This is a genomic window from Arthrobacter sp. PvP103, assembly GCF_017833075.1.
Classification (GTDB): Bacteria; Actinomycetota; Actinomycetes; order Actinomycetales; family Micrococcaceae; genus Arthrobacter.
The window spans coordinates 3,491,014-3,504,682 of record NZ_JAFIBQ010000001.1; the positions used below are offsets into that span (position 1 = coordinate 3,491,014).

Annotated in this window: 12 protein-coding genes and 1 pseudogene; 7 read left to right on the forward strand and 6 right to left on the reverse strand. The window is 66.8% G+C overall.

The features are described 5' to 3' along the window. Positions 1-3 precede the first annotated feature (3 nt). From JOE41_RS16115 to JOE41_RS16130, 4 genes are all read right to left on the reverse strand, one after another. The gene (locus tag JOE41_RS16115) at positions 4-1,167 is read right to left on the reverse strand and encodes an MFS transporter (RefSeq protein ID WP_209752944.1); all 1,164 of its coding nucleotides are present in this window, start codon (positions 1,165-1,167) and stop codon (positions 4-6) included. 108 nt (positions 1,168-1,275) lie between these two features. Further along, complete coding sequence (locus tag JOE41_RS16120) at positions 1,276-2,973, reverse strand: amidohydrolase (protein WP_209752945.1); 1,698 nt, start codon at positions 2,971-2,973, stop codon at positions 1,276-1,278. A 119-nt stretch (positions 2,974-3,092) separates the two neighbouring features. Beyond that, positions 3,093-3,395, reverse strand: coding sequence for a YciI-like protein (locus tag JOE41_RS16125; protein WP_209752946.1), 303 nt, complete (start codon positions 3,393-3,395; stop codon positions 3,093-3,095). A 159-nt stretch (positions 3,396-3,554) separates the two neighbouring features. After that, on the reverse strand, positions 3,555-4,217 hold the full coding sequence (locus JOE41_RS16130; protein WP_209752947.1) for a TetR/AcrR family transcriptional regulator: 663 nt from the start codon (positions 4,215-4,217) through the stop codon (positions 3,555-3,557). Between the two features lie 98 nt (positions 4,218-4,315). On the opposite strand from JOE41_RS16130, the gene JOE41_RS16135 reads away from it, so the two are divergent. From JOE41_RS16135 to JOE41_RS16150, 4 genes and pseudogenes are all read left to right on the forward strand, one after another. Continuing rightward, a complete protein-coding gene (locus JOE41_RS16135) occupies positions 4,316-4,765 on the forward strand; it encodes a nuclear transport factor 2 family protein (protein ID WP_209752948.1) in 450 nt (149 codons plus the stop codon). Further along, positions 4,762-5,652 (forward strand): NAD(P)H-binding protein, encoded by an 891-nt coding sequence (locus tag JOE41_RS16140; protein WP_209752949.1) that lies wholly within the window; start codon positions 4,762-4,764, stop codon positions 5,650-5,652. The genes JOE41_RS16135 and JOE41_RS16140 overlap by 4 nt, the downstream gene beginning before the upstream one ends. Before the next feature lie 75 nt (positions 5,653-5,727). Further along, positions 5,728-5,814, forward strand: a pseudogene (locus JOE41_RS16145) (nucleoside deaminase); the annotation flags it as partial. 174 nt (positions 5,815-5,988) lie between these two features. Continuing rightward, complete coding sequence (locus JOE41_RS16150; protein WP_209752950.1) at positions 5,989-6,816, forward strand: alpha/beta fold hydrolase; 828 nt, start codon at positions 5,989-5,991, stop codon at positions 6,814-6,816. A gap of 18 nt (positions 6,817-6,834) precedes the next feature. On the opposite strand, the gene JOE41_RS16155 is transcribed toward JOE41_RS16150, so the two are convergent. After that, a complete protein-coding gene (locus JOE41_RS16155) occupies positions 6,835-7,608 on the reverse strand; it encodes a DeoR/GlpR family DNA-binding transcription regulator (RefSeq protein WP_209752951.1) in 774 nt (257 codons plus the stop codon). A 64-nt stretch (positions 7,609-7,672) separates the two neighbouring features. Then, the gene (gene pdxA, locus JOE41_RS16160; RefSeq protein ID WP_209752952.1) at positions 7,673-10,048 is read right to left on the reverse strand and encodes a 4-hydroxythreonine-4-phosphate dehydrogenase PdxA; all 2,376 of its coding nucleotides are present in this window, start codon (positions 10,046-10,048) and stop codon (positions 7,673-7,675) included. Positions 10,049-10,231: 183 nt separating this feature from the next. Here pdxA and JOE41_RS16165 point away from each other — a divergent pair, with 183 nt between their 5' ends. The 3 genes from JOE41_RS16165 to JOE41_RS16175 are packed head-to-tail and all read left to right on the forward strand — an operon-like array spanning position 10,232 to position 13,668. Continuing rightward, positions 10,232-11,806, forward strand: a complete 1,575-nt coding sequence (locus JOE41_RS16165) for an ABC transporter substrate-binding protein (protein WP_209752953.1) — start codon at positions 10,232-10,234, stop codon at positions 11,804-11,806. Positions 11,807-11,809: 3 nt separating this feature from the next. Next, positions 11,810-12,745: an ABC transporter permease gene (locus JOE41_RS16170; protein ID WP_011690898.1), complete on the forward strand. Its 936-nt coding sequence runs from the start codon at positions 11,810-11,812 to the stop codon at positions 12,743-12,745. Beyond that, positions 12,742-13,668 carry an ABC transporter permease gene (locus tag JOE41_RS16175; RefSeq protein ID WP_011690899.1) on the forward strand — a complete coding sequence of 309 codons (927 nt, stop codon included), beginning with the start codon at positions 12,742-12,744 and terminating at the stop codon, positions 13,666-13,668. Before JOE41_RS16170 ends, JOE41_RS16175 begins: the two co-directional genes overlap by 4 nt. Position 13,669: the final 1 nt, after the last annotated feature.

Genomic DNA, 13,669 nt, shown 5'->3' on the forward strand with positions numbered 1-13,669 from the left:
GGACTAGCGGCGCTGGGCCATCAGGACGAGGGCGCACGACGCCAGCACGCCGGCGAGGGCGAAGACGAGCATGCCCGTGAACGAACCACCGCCTGACTGGATCAATGCCCCGCTGACAATCGGACCGATGGAGAACCCGGTGCCGATCATCAGGTTGGTGGTGTTCATCAGGTGTGCCCCGCTGGAAAGCGAGGACAACGTGGACAGCAGGTACGGCAGGATGAAGGTCCAGGCAAACTTGAAGATCACGGCCGCGACGGCGAATTGGATCAGGGCCGGTGAACCGAAAAGAAGCACGATGCTGAGGGCCATGCCTGCGTAACCTGCCGCCAGGTAGAGCTTCCGGCGCGGCGTCTCACCAAGTGCGGTGGCAACAAGGGCGGACAGGATGCCGCCGACGGTAGCGAGGGAAAGGACAAGGCTGCTGGCGGAAAGGTCGATTCCCGAGCCCGCCGAGATCTGGGCAATGAACGACCAGACACCGCTGAGCGCGATGTAGAAAAGGAGCACCGCGGCCATTCCCGCGGCCGCTTTGAACACCGGGACGCGGTTCGCAGCATGCCCTGGGACGGGTGCGGCGGCGGTCCGCAGCACTTCGCCGTCGATGCGGTTGACCACCAGGAGGCACAGCACTGCAAGTCCGGCGAGTGTCCAGTAGATCGCTGAAACTGGCGCTCCCGCGAACAGGGAGGGGAAGACCGCCAGAATCAGAGCACCCATGGCCAGCTGGAAAACGACGAATATACCGAAGGCGCGGCTGGGGTTGGCGGTTTTGCCGCTAAGGGTCAGGATGATCACGGTGATGGAGCCGGCCGCGAGGCTGGTCACCACCCGGGCGATCATCAACAGGCCGAAATCGTCCACAAAGCCGGAGACCACGTTGCCGGCAATGACGATCGCGGTGAAGATATAGCTCGCCGTCCTCAGATTCACCCGCCGGAGCCAAAGATAGGCCGGCACGGTGGCCAGGCTGAAGGCGCCGAGCTCCAGGGAAAAGAGCGTCCCCACCTGGACCGGTGTCAGGCCGAACTGCTCGATAAGTTTGCCTGCGATGACAGGGGCAATCAGCAGGACGGTATAAAGGACTGCGCTGAAAACAGCGATATAGGTGTACGTCCCCTTGTCTGAGGAGATAGCTGCCGGAGCAGCGTGTGCGGTAGTGGCCATGGTTTTGTCTTTCGGGCAGGACGAAACGGCGAAGGCCGCCGTCGGCGGGAAATGGGGGTGGTGCGCCCCTGCAAGGCACGTAAGGAGCAGGGGTTTATGCGGAAGCCGTCAGGCGCGCTGCGTTGGGCGTCCTTCAGCCGGAGTCGCTGTGGCGTCCGCTGATCCTGCATCGAAGACCTTGCGGCCCGCGAACCAGGTCTGGCGGGTTTTGATGTGCGCGATTTGTTCGGTTTCGATCTCGTACGGATTAGCACTCAGGACGATGAAATCCGCCGACTTTCCCGGGGCCAGGGAGCCGGTGACGTCTTCCAGGCCCATCGCCTGGGCCGAGTTGGTGGTGTACACCCGGATGGCTTCCGGGAGTGAAATGGCCTGTTCGGGCCAGAGTGTCCCAGGGAACTTTCCTGTTGGATCCTGCCGGGTTACCAAGCCGTAAATCCCTTCCCACGCGTTGGGCGACACGCTGACCGGCCAGTCCGAGCCGCCGGCGATTCGGGCCCCAGCGTCCAGCAGGGAGCGGTTGGGCTGCATCTTCGACGCTCTTTCCGCCGGTAGCACCGTGGCAATGGCTTCGGAGATGACGCCCGGGAACCACAACGACGGGGAGATGTCGGCGGTGACATCGAGTTCGGCAAACCGGGGGATGTCCTGTTCCTGGACGAACTGGCCGTGGGCGATGTGGTACTTCGGCGTGGTGTGTCCGGCTGCGCGGACCTTGGCCACGGTGTCGAGCACTACCCGCACGGACGCGTCGCCCGTGCAGTGGATCTTGGCGGAAATACCACGCTCCGCCGTGCCCATCAGCCAGCGCTCCAGCTCCGCTGCAGGCATGGTGGTGCCGCCGCAGTGGCACTCCGGGAAGCCGGCATCCGGCAAATAGGGTTCGATGAACGCCGCGGTCCCTGCCGGAGGCACCCCGTCAAGGAAGATCTTGATGAAGTCCGGCCGGTGGTGCTCCGACCGCGACTCCTCGCGGTGGGCGATGATGCCCTCGCCGAGCGGCGTGGTGCCGAAAATGAAATCATTGGCCTGCATGGACGTCACCACCCAGGCAGCGAGTTCACCGGAGTCGTCGAGCTCTTTCAGGGCCTGCAGCAACTGGAGGGAGGAGGCCGCATCCTGGAAGCCCGTGACGCCGTAGGAGTGCAGAATGTCGATGCCGCGTGCTGCGGCCCGGGCGAGGTCCTGGGTGGACCGTGGCTGCAACCGCGCCAGCGTCTGTTCTACCAGGACACCTCCGGCCTCGATGAGGACACCGGTGGCACGCCCCGTAGCATCCCGCATAATCTGGCCACCCTCGGGATCCGGAGTGTGCTTGTCGATCCCTGCCAGCTCCAGGCCCCGTGAATTCACCCACCTGTTGTGCTTGCTGTCGTCTTTCAGGATGGCGGGCCGTCCGCCGGTTGCGGCATCAAAACGGGCGAGCGTTTCCACGGAGTTGAGTTCGGCCAGGAGACCGGAACCCCAGCTGCCGCCGACCACCCACTCGTCGGGGCCCAGGCTCCCTGAATACTCCGCGACGGCGGTGAGGAGGTCATCGAGCGATTTGGTGGGCACCTCGTTGAGTTCAAACAAGTCCATCTGCCCTGCCAGCATGTGGTGGTTGTGGACGTCAAGCAGCCCGGGCATTACGTAGGCGCCGCCGAGGTCGATGATCTCAGTGCCCGGTCCCGCCGCAACCTCGGCCAAAGATCCGACGGCGTGGACCTTCCCGGCCTTCACGGCAAGTGACGTGACGCGGGGGCGTTCATCGTGCAGGGTGTCGATGACGCCGTTGATCAGAAGAAGGTCAGCTGTGTTATCCATAATCCCAGTCCCTAAAGGTGCTTTGGATCACAACACTAAATTGCCGTGCTACTGGTTACTTGACTCTCCGTGCACGGCTTTTGCATATCCCGGCAGGCGGGAGGCCTCCCAGCTTGGTCTCAGGGTCGAACGGGTGTGGCCGCCTCTTCTCCTAGCACCGTTGTCCAAGGGCGGGCGGTCCATGAATTCACCACGCCGCCGGTGACGTAGGGATCGGCGGCTGCAAAGGCCTTTGCGGCCTCGAGCGCGTTGTCGCCGGTGAAGATCAGCAACCCGGTGAAGGGGCCGTCACCAACGGCTCCACCCAGCAGGAGCTCGCCCCGTTCCACGGCTTCCCAGCCCAACCTGAGGTGGTCTGAGCGGTATTGCTCGCGGGTCTGAAGGTAGTGGTCCGCGTAGGTGTATTCGAGCGCGGCGTGCATGGGAATCCGTCCATTTCGTTGAGGGTTTTCGCTCGTTGTAGAAGTAGCGTATCCAGCGGGACTTAGCCGGAAACGGCAACCACCCCGGCCCGGACCTCCGTGTCCCGGAATTTCTGCGCCTGGCGGGGCCGCCGCCGTCGGCCTTCCTCCCTGCCTGCTTCAGCCGTCCGGCAGGAGGCTGGCCGCCAAGGTCCTGGCCATGAACCTCCCGAAGCGCTCCGCGCTCCAGCCGCGCTTGAGGACCAGGGTCTCGTAGAGCTCGGCCGAGGTGCTCATGAAGAAGACGTCGGCCACCTCCTCCGCCGTCAGGCCCGGCCGCAGGAATCCCCTTCCGAGCACCTGCCGCGCGTTGTGCAGCATGCGCTGGTACCGCTCGTCGTCCACGTCACGAAGGAGCGCGGCCATGTCCTGGTCCCCGCTCGCCGCGGCGTCCCGGATGAGGAGGTAGACGGGGGAGCCCAGCGGGCTCACCTCGGAAATGAACCGACCGAACTGCTCCATGAGCTCGCTGGGATCGGTGACCGTGGCCTGCGCGCGGTCCGAGCGCTCTTCCGCCGGCGGCCCGCCGGCGCCCAGCAGGCTCTGCTCGTAGATGGCCCGCACCAGCCCCGGCTTTCCGCCGAACCCCTTGTACACGGACTCCTTGGAGACGCCGGCGGCGTGGGCGATGGCGGCAATGGTGGTCCGGCCGTACCCGTGGGCCAGGAACAGCGCCCGGGATTGGGCCAGCACCCGCTTCCTGGACTCCTCGGCGGCCTCCTTCCGGCGCCGGGCGTCGTAGCTGCGGGAGCGGGGTGGCGCACTGTTGACCGCGGGTCCCATCGGGCTTAAACTCCTTGTGTCAGTTAAATACAGCTGACTGTATCAAATTCAGCGTACCAGCCTCTCCGCCTCCCGCGACTGAACCTAAGGAGCAGATCATGGACGCTTCAGGAATCGAGCGCGTCCCGGAAGGCCCGGTCCGGCGCATGCTGGCCGCAGCCGCCCGCCACGACCTTGAGGCCATGGTGTCGCAGTTCGCGGATGACTACCGGAACACCACTCCCGTCCACCCGGCCCGCAGCTTCACCGGCTCCGCCCAGGTCCGGAAGAACTGGACGGCGCTCTTTGCCGGCATGCCGGACCTCACCCTCACCGTCTACGACGCGGCCACCGGAGCCGACGGCAAACTCTGGATGGAATGGAGCAACCGCGGCACCCGGCCGGACGGATCCGTGCAGCGGGCCGCAGGGGTGGCCATCTTCACCCTCCGCGACGACAAAATCGCCGCGGCCCAGTTCTACCTTGAACCCGTGGACCAGGACTCCGGCGACGTGAACGAAGCCGTCCGGGAGGCAGTCCATGGGGCAGCGGGAGGTGACCGGTCATGATCCTGGTGGTCGGCGGTACGGGCCGCTTGGGCCGCGCCGTGGATTCCCTGCTTGTTGCCGCCGGGCACCAGGTCCGCATCATGGCCCGCGGCAAGTCCCAGCCGTTCCCGCAAAAGATGGCCGACGGCGTCGAACTCCTCCACGGGGACCTCGCCTCCGAAGCTGACTGCCGAAAAGCGGTGGCGGGCTGCACTGAGGTGGTGTTCGCGGCCTCGGGGTTTGGGATCAAGGACTCCAGTCCACGCGAGGTTGACCGCGATGGGGCCATCCGGTTGGTCCGGGCGGCGGCCGCGGCCGGAGTCCGGCACGTGGTGATGATGTCCATGCACGGCGCCGCCCCGGACGGGCCCATTGATTACCTGCGCTGCAAGGCCGCCGCCGAGGACGCTGTCCGCTTGTCCGGCATGGACTGGACGATTGTCCGGATCGGGGCGCTCCTGGAACAGCGGCTTGAGATCATAGGGACGCCGCTTGAGGCGAAGGGCAAGGTGCCCGTGTTCGGCTCGGGGTCCGCCCCGGTGACCTATACCTCGGTCCAGGACGCGGCCGCCGTCGTGGTCCGTGCCCTCCGCGACCCCGTGCTGCGGAACCGCGTCATCGAATGGGGCTCGCAGACGCTCACTGCAAATGAGGTGGCCGAGGCTCTGTTTGCCCGGGCCGGCCATGGATCGGTTCAGCGGGTTCCGGCAGCCGCCGTACGGCTGTTGTCCTTGGCGGCCAGGCCGTTTTCACCGTTCCTTGCCCGGGTGGCGGGAGCCGGTGTCTGGGAGGAATCGGGGGCCGCTTCTTTCGAGTTTGGCCCTGCGCGCGCAGAGTTTCCGGACATCCCCGTCACCGATCTGCAGCAGGTTCTCCAGGCGTCCGGTGCTCCGGGATCTTTGACGTAAGCGCGTCCAACAATGACGCCATGACCCACGAGCGGCATGAATCAGCCGCGCCGGAACTGGACCGCACCGCCCACCATGCTGGACGATCAGCGCTGCGTGGACATGATGCGCACCTTCCAGGCTGACCATCCGGATCTCTGGGCAGAGGACATCGCCGAGTAGGCCCGCGGTCCACGGCTCATTCCGCACGGCAAGCAGGCTCGGAATGGGAGACCAGAGTTGGGAAGACTCAACCGGCCGGCTGAGTCCTTGACGGCGCTAGAAGCTGAGAGCAGTCTTTATCGCACGGCATTCCAGCCAGGAGTGCGCCTGAAGCAGCGACATCAGGAGGTCGTCGTGGTTTTGGATACTTCCTCAGTGATGGTGGAGACCCTCCTGGGGTCCCTCAGGGTGCGGCGGGCCGGCGCGGGCGCTCCTGCGCTCCTGTGGCACAGCCTGTTTGTCGATTCCAGCACGTTCGACGGCATCCTGCCGGACCTGGGTGCCCAGCGTGAGCTTGTGGTGATCGACGGTCCCGGGCACGGCGACAGCCCCGGGCCGCGCCGACGCTACACGCTGGAGGACTGCGCTGCCGCTGCCATCCAGATTCTGGATGCGGTGCAGATTCCGGGGCCCGTGGACTGGGTGGGCAACGCATGGGGCGGCCACGTCGGAATCGTCTTCGCGCATAACTACCCCTCCCGCTGCAGGACACTCACCACTATCGGTACGCCGCCGTACCCGCTCACCGAGTCGGAGCGCAGGCAAAACGCACTCCTCGTCTACCTGTACCGTGTGGTGGGACCCCGACCTTTCAGCCGGATCATGGTGGAAGCCTTGGCTGGCAAGGGCGTGGCCGCCTCCGCCCCGCAGGCTGCGGCGGTGGTGAAAGCTGCTTTTATGGCAGGGGACAAGCCCGGCAAATACTGGGCCATGCAATCAGTGATGATGCACCGCCCCGACCTTCGCCCGGTTTTACCCCGCCTGCAGGTGCCCGTCCTGATGCTGGCGGGCCGCGACGATGAACTGCTTGACGCAGCGGAGGCCGAACGGGCGGCCCTGAGCGCTCCTGACGGCCGCTTCGGACGAGTCACCGGAGCCGGCCATGTCGCTCCACTACTCGTGGCACCCCATGAAGTCACCGAGCGAGTCCTGGCGTTCTGGTCCGGGCGTGGCTCATTTTAGTCCCGCCTGAAGCTCGATTCAGCGCGAAACCTCCGCCACCTGAACCTCAACCCCCGCGTCCCTAAACTTCTGCACCTGCCCGGGATCCGCGCCGTCGTCCGTCACCAAAGTCCAAGGCAGAGCCAACCGCGCCCATGCGTGAAAAGGACGCAACCCGAGCTTCGAAGAGTCAGCCAGCACATACACCTCCCGGCCGCGCCGGGCCATCAGCTCCTTGAGGCGGGTCTGGGCGTGGTCGGCCTCGCAGATGCCGTCTTCGGCGGTGACGGCGTCCGCGCCAAGGAACACGCGGTCAAAGCTCATCCGCTCCAGCGCCGCCTCGGCCAGCGGGCCCACAAAACTTTGCGAAAGGCTCCGCAGCCGGCCGCCCAGGCAGTCCACCTCAATGCCCTCCGAATCGGCCAGTTCCTGCATTGTGTTGATGCCCGGCGTCGTCACGGACAGCTTGTCGAAGCCCCGCAGTTCATGCGCCAGGGCACCCACGGTGGAGCCGGCGTCGAGCAGGATGTTCTCCCCGGGCCGGATCACGGACGCCGCCCAGCGGGCGATCGCATGCTTCTGCTCAAACGACTCGCCCGTACGCTGCCGCAGCGACGCCTCCGGGTGCGCGCCCAGCGCCATGGCCCCGCCGTACGTGCGGGCCAGCCGGCCCTGCCCGTTGAGCAGCGCCAGGTCGCGGCGGATGGTGGAGGCTGTCACCTCGAACCGGGCTGACAGTTCCTCCACGGAGGCCAGGCCGGTGGTGACGGCGAGGTGGTAGATCTCCTCGCGCCTGGCATTTGCGCTCAGCATTCCCGGTCTCCTTCGCGTGGGCGTGCTTACCATGCTAGTTCCGGCCCCCAACAAAACTGTGCTGCTACACGGCCACGCTGGGCCGCGTGGCCATCTCCGCCGCCTGGTGCAGCGCCTCCACCATGCTGCGCGGATCCGCGATCGCCTTGCCGGCAATGTCAAAGGCGGTGCCGTGGTCCACGGACGTCCGGATCACCGGCAGGCCCACGGTGATGTTCACACCGGCCTCGATGCCCAGCACCTTCACCGGGCCGTGCCCCTGGTCGTGGTACATGGCCACCACCAGGTCGTAATCGCCCCGGCCGGCCAGGAAGAACAGCGTGTCCGCGGGCAACGGGCCCGTCACGTCGATCCCGGCAGCCTGCGCCGCCTTCACGCCCGGTTCAATCTTCTCCGCTTCCTCGCCCTGGCCGAACAGCCCGTTCTCGCCCGCATGCGGGTTGATGGCGCACACGCCGATCTTCGGGTTCGGGATGCCCGCACGGACCAGCGCCTCATGCCCGCGGCGGATGGTGCGTTCCACCAGGTCCGGGTTGATCTTGCGGATGGCGTCCATCAGCCCGATGTGCGTGGTCACGTGGATCACCCGGATCTTGGGCGTGGAGAGCATCATGGACACTTCCTCCGTGCCCGTCAGCTGCGCCAGCAACTCGGTGTGCCCGGGGAAGATGTGCCCGGCGGCGTGCAGCGCCTCCTTGTTCAGCGGCGCCGTGCAGATGGCCTGCACCGTCCCGGCCATCGCCAGCTCGCTCGCCACCCGGATGTACTCGTACGCCGCGTGGCCGGCCACGGGGGAGAGCTGCCCCCACGGCAGGTCCTCCGGCAGCAGCGCCAGGTCGATCACGTTCACCCGGCCCGGCGTGAACACCGCGTCCTCCACCTTTTCGATCGTGTGGATGTCCGCCTCGATGCCCAGGACCTCCGCGGCCTGGCGCAGGCGCAGCGCGTCGCCGATCACCACGGGCCGGCACTCGGCGTTGCTCTGCGGATCCAGCACGGCGGCCACCACCACCTCCGGCCCCACCCCGGCGCCGTCGCCCATGGTGACGGCCACATAGGGGAGGGCGTCCTGCTCGGTCTTGCTTGCTGCTTCGGTGGTCATGTCTGCTCCAGATCGTTCGGAAGTCTTGCGGGGAAGGGTGTTGGCGGGAGCGTGCGCGGACCGGCCGCGGCGCTCCCGGATTTCGTCGTAAAGCTGTAGGAGGGCGAGGTGATCGCCGAAGCTGCCGGGCTTGGTGCCCACCAGCGTTCCGTCCTCGGCGCGGCTCAGCACCGCCCCGTGCTGCACGGCCGCGAGCGGCACCAGCCGGTGGAGGCCGACGGCGTCCAGGACTTCCCGGGCCGTCTCGCCGCCGGTGAGGAGCAGGTCAGCGCCTGCTCCCTTGGCTGCCTTGGCGGCGAACGTTGAAAGGGCGCGGACGATGCGGGCGGCTTTTGCCGGGTTCACTTTTCCGGCGGCCAGGGTGACGGCCACGTTGCTGCCTGCCGCCAGTGCCTGCCGGACTTCGGCCAGTTCCGGTTGGTACGCACCGGTGGCGCCCGCATACAACGGGTGCAGCCGGACAATGGTGAAGCCTCGCGTTTCCAGCTGCGCCAGTTGCGCCTGTGCGGTTCCGGAAGCGGAGCCGACGACGGCGAGCACCGGTTTGGCGGCCCCCTGCGGTTCCGGGGCGGCTGCTTCGGCCGGTGTCCCGGATTGCGCATTTCGCGCAGATTGTGCGAGCCGCTGTGCCAGAACATCAGCCGTCCCGCCGGTACCCACCAGGACGACGCGGCGGCCGCCGGCGATGAAGCCGAGTTCCAGCAGGGCATCTACCACGTGTTCGAGGTCCTGCACGGTCTCGCCGTCCGCCACCACCACTTCTGGCTGCCCGGATTCCAGCAGCGCGCCAAGCTTCGCGGGAAGCGAGCCGGACCGCACCGCGGCCAGGTCCAGGATCCGCACCGAGCCCGCGTCCTCCGGGCGGAGGAGCGAAGGAACGTCGGCAGGCGGCACGGACAGTTCGGCCTGCCACAGCCCCGTCTCCGCGAGGGGAGTCCCGGCAACAAAGGGCTGGCCGTTCCGGACCGAACGCTGCAGCTGGGGGAGTGCCCCGGCAACAACGGCATGGAATCCCAGGCCCTTCAGCGCGGCGACTTCGGCGCGAACGTTCCCGCGCCACAGCGAGTCGATCTTCTTGAACGTCACGTGCGCAGCCGCAGCCACAGAACTGGAGAAAGCCTCGGCCACCAGCGCTTCGGCTGCGGCTTCGGAAAGTCCGCGTGAGTGGGTGTCGGCGACCACCACGTCGGTGACGTTCCCCGAAGTGGAGGCGCCGCCGTCGTGCGTTGTATTGCCCGTTCCGAGCAGGACCCGCGCGGACAGCCCGTGCTGCACAAAGCAGTAGCCAACCTCGGCGGCGCCGGAGAAATCGTCGGCCTGCACATATACGGAAGCCACATTGCTCCTCTCGCGCTTGTAGTCGGTTGACCCCCGCCACGTGCGGGGATGCATTCATCATGGCATGGTTGCGCGAATCGCGCTAGAGGGGTTGCGCAATTTGCGCAGGAGTGGCAAAGTGATGGAGACAACATTCGGCGCAGCCAATCGGCAGGCCGTCCCCGTTCTACCGAGAGGTCAACGATGACCGTTCTTCCTCAAGGAAGTGAGATTTCCCGCCGCAGGCTGCTGCAGTTCGGCGCCGCGGCCGGGTTTCTGCTGGGCACAGGAAGCCTCGCCGGCTGCGCCGGCCCCACTGGCCTGCCGGGACCCAGCACCCTGACCTTGGCCCTCAACCGGTCCCTGGTCAGCCTGGACAACAAGCTCAACCAGTTCGACGCCGCCGTCACCGTGCAGCGCGCCGTCCGCCAGGGCCTCACCGCCATCGGCCCTGAAACCAAGCCCGTGCTGGTCCTCGCGGACCGCTTCGAGATGACCGGCCCCACCGAGTGGACCGTCCGGCTCCGTGAAGGCATCCGCTACTCGGACAACAGCCCGGTCAAGGTGGAGGACGTGGCCACCGCGCTGAAGATGTACCAGCAGGTGCAGGGCTCGTTCGTGGCCGGCTTCTTCCCCGAATTCCCCGAAGTGGTGCCGGTGGATGACCGCACCTTCAAGATGGTGTCCAAGAAGCCCGTCCCCATCCTGGACTCGCTCATGAGCATGATCCTGATTACCCCGGCCGCGCAGAACAAGCCGGAGGAACTGCAGGAAGGCGTGGGCACCGGCCCGTACGTGGTCACCAAGTTCAACCGCGGCGCCGGCACCTACAGCCTGGAACGCAACCCGAACTACTGGGGCCCGGCACCGCAGGTGGACAACGTGGAAGTCCGGTTCCTCCCCGAGGAATCCAGCCGCGTGATCGCGCTGCGCAGCGGCGAGGTGGACATCATCGACTCCATTACGCCGGACTCGCGCGAACAACTGGCCGGACTTCCCGGCGTCGAACTCGAAGAGGCCTCAAGCCTCCGGCTGAACCAGATCTTCTTCAACTTCCGCAAGCCCGCCGGCCACCCCCTGGCCAACCCCAAGGTGCGCCAGGCCCTGAGCATGGCGATCGACGGCGAAGCACTGGTGAAGAACGTCCTGGTGGACTCCGTCACCCAGGCTGAGGGCGTCACGCCTTCCAGCCTCACCGGCTACCACAAGACCGGCACCTACACCTACGATCCGGAAATGGCCAAGGCCACCCTCGCGGAACTGGGCGTCAAGGACCTCACCCTGAAGATCATCTGGGAAACCGGCGAGTTCCCGTCCGACACCTCCGTGATGGAGGCCCTGGTGGAAATGTTCGGCAAGATCGGCGTGAAGGCCGAGCTGCAGCAGTTCGAACCCGGCGGCAACATCCTGGCCTGGCGCCAGGGCAAGCAGGGGGACTGGGACCTTCTGGGCAACGGCTACCCCAGCCCCACCGGCCTGGCCATCACCATGCTGCAGGGCATGTACTCCGGCACCCCGGAGAAGGAAAAGACCCGCGACACCTACCAGGGCTACGTGATCCCCGAGGTCACCGCAAAGATCCAGGCCGCGTCCGCCGAAGCGGACCCGGCCCGCCGGACCGAACTGCTGAACGACGCACAGCAGGCCGTCTGGGACACCTGGCCCTGCGCCTGGGCGTTCGTGCCCAAATCCGTCCTCGCCCACCGGAAGCGGGTGTCCGGCATCAACCTGGCGCCCACCAATTCCTACCCGCTCGTTGATGTCCGGCTGGAGGCCTGAGCCATGACGAACTACATCCTGAAGCGCCTGGGACAAGGCCTGCTGACCGTGTTCCTCACGGTATCCACCGTGTTCATCCTCATCCGGCTGGCCCCGGGCGACCCCGCCGTGTCCTACGCCGGCCCGCTGGCCACCTCCGAACAGCTCGCCAGGGTGCGCGAACAGTTCGGCCTGGACAAGCCGTTGCTGGAGCAGTACTGGATCTTCCTGCAGCAGCTGTTCAGCGGCAACCTGGGAACGTCCTACTCCTTCCAGGCCCCCGCCATGCAGGTGGTGGCCGAACGGATGCCGTACACGCTGACCCTGGCCACGGCATCCATCCTGCTCACCGCCGTCGTCGCCATTCCGCTGGGTGTGTGGATGTCCCGCCGGCCGGACACCGGCAAGGAACTCGGCGTGAACGTGCTGACCATCGCCGGGCAGTCCATGCCCGACTTCTGGACCGGCATCATGCTCCTCACCGGCTTCGCCGTGCTGATCCCCATCTTCCCGGCGTCCGGCTTCGCCACCTGGGGCGGCCTGGTGCTCCCCACCATCACCATCGCCATCCTGCAGATCGCGCTGATCTCCCGGATGGTCCGGCGGGAAATGACGGCCAACTTCGCCGCGCCGTACCTCACCGTGGCCCGCTCCCGCGGCGTCAGGAACTCCGTGCTCACCTGGCGCTACGCCATGGCCAACTCCGCCATCCCCGTGTTCACCGCCCTGGGCACCCGCTTCGCCGCCATGCTCAACGGCGTGGTGGTGGTGGAAGTGGTGTTCGCCTGGCCCGGCGTCGGCTCCCTGATCGTCCGTGCACTTGAAACCCGCGACTACCCCCTCATCCAGGCAACGGTCCTCCTCACCGCGCTGCTGGCCGTGGCCGTCCAGCTGGTCATCGACCTCGCCTACCCGCTCCTTGATCCCCGCGTTCGTCTTGGAAAGGCGGCAACAGCATGAGCCTCGACACCGCAACCCCAACTGCCGCCGGGCAACCCGCCCGGCAGCCGAGCCCCAGCGCCGTCACCAAGGCGGACATCGCCAAGGCAGGCGCCACCCGCCGTCGTAATGCCGCCAAATGGAAGCTCATCGTGGGCACCGTCTGCACCCTGCTGGTGATCATCCCGATCATCCTGGCCCAGGTGCTGCCGCTGCCGGACGCCAACTTCCAGGACCTCTCCGCCCGGCGCCTGCCGCCGTTCACGGACGGACACCTGTTCGGCACCGACCAGCTGGGCCGCGACCTCCTCTCCCGCGTCCTGCACGGCGGCCAGGTCTCGCTGACCATCGGCCTGCTGGCCGTGCTGGTCTCCGGCGCCATCGGCATCATCCTCGGCTCCGCCGCCGGCTACTTCGGCGGCTGGGTGGACACCATCGTCTCCCGCGTCCTCGAGGCCCAGATGTCCCTGCCGCTGCTCATGATGCTGCTGCTGGTGGTGGCCCTGTTCGGCCCCTCCATCCCGGTGATCACCTTCGTGATCGCCATCGCCCAGTGGCCCGAAGTTGCCCGCCTCACCCGCTCCATGGTGCTGGTGGAACGCGAAAAGCCCTACGTCTCCGCCGCGCGGATCCTGGGCCTGCACCGGATCCAGATCCTCATCCAGCACATCATCCCCAACGTGATCAAGCAGGCCACCCTGGTGGTGCTCCTCCTGCTGGCCCAGGCCGTGCTGCTCGAATCCGCACTCAGCTTCCTGGGCGCCGGCCCGCAGCGCCCCTTCGCCACCTGGGGCCGCATCATCTCCGACGGCCAGGATTACATCACCACCTCCTGGTGGATGGTCACCCTGCCCGGCCTGGTGATCGTGCTGATGGTGGTGGGCGTGAACCTGCTGGGCGACGGCCTCCGCGACCGTCCCCGCCGCAAGAAGAAGGGTGCCTGAC

Coding starts and splice junctions, on each gene's coding strand:
- JOE41_RS16135 (WP_209752948.1), top strand. CDS start 4,316: ATGGACGCTTCAGGAATCGAGCGCGTCCCGGAAGGCCCGGTCCGGCGC.
- JOE41_RS16120 (WP_209752945.1), bottom strand. CDS start 2,973: ATGGATAACACAGCTGACCTTCTTCTGATCAACGGCGTCATCGACACC.
- JOE41_RS16165 (WP_209752953.1), top strand. CDS start 10,232: ATGACCGTTCTTCCTCAAGGAAGTGAGATTTCCCGCCGCAGGCTGCTG.
- JOE41_RS16155 (WP_209752951.1), bottom strand. CDS start 7,608: ATGCTGAGCGCAAATGCCAGGCGCGAGGAGATCTACCACCTCGCCGTC.
- JOE41_RS16115 (WP_209752944.1), bottom strand. CDS start 1,167: ATGGCCACTACCGCACACGCTGCTCCGGCAGCTATCTCCTCAGACAAG.
- JOE41_RS16175 (WP_011690899.1), top strand. CDS start 12,742: ATGAGCCTCGACACCGCAACCCCAACTGCCGCCGGGCAACCCGCCCGG.
- JOE41_RS16130 (WP_209752947.1), bottom strand. CDS start 4,217: ATGGGACCCGCGGTCAACAGTGCGCCACCCCGCTCCCGCAGCTACGAC.
- JOE41_RS16140 (WP_209752949.1), top strand. CDS start 4,762: ATGATCCTGGTGGTCGGCGGTACGGGCCGCTTGGGCCGCGCCGTGGAT.
- JOE41_RS16170 (WP_011690898.1), top strand. CDS start 11,810: ATGACGAACTACATCCTGAAGCGCCTGGGACAAGGCCTGCTGACCGTG.
- JOE41_RS16125 (WP_209752946.1), bottom strand. CDS start 3,395: ATGCACGCCGCGCTCGAATACACCTACGCGGACCACTACCTTCAGACC.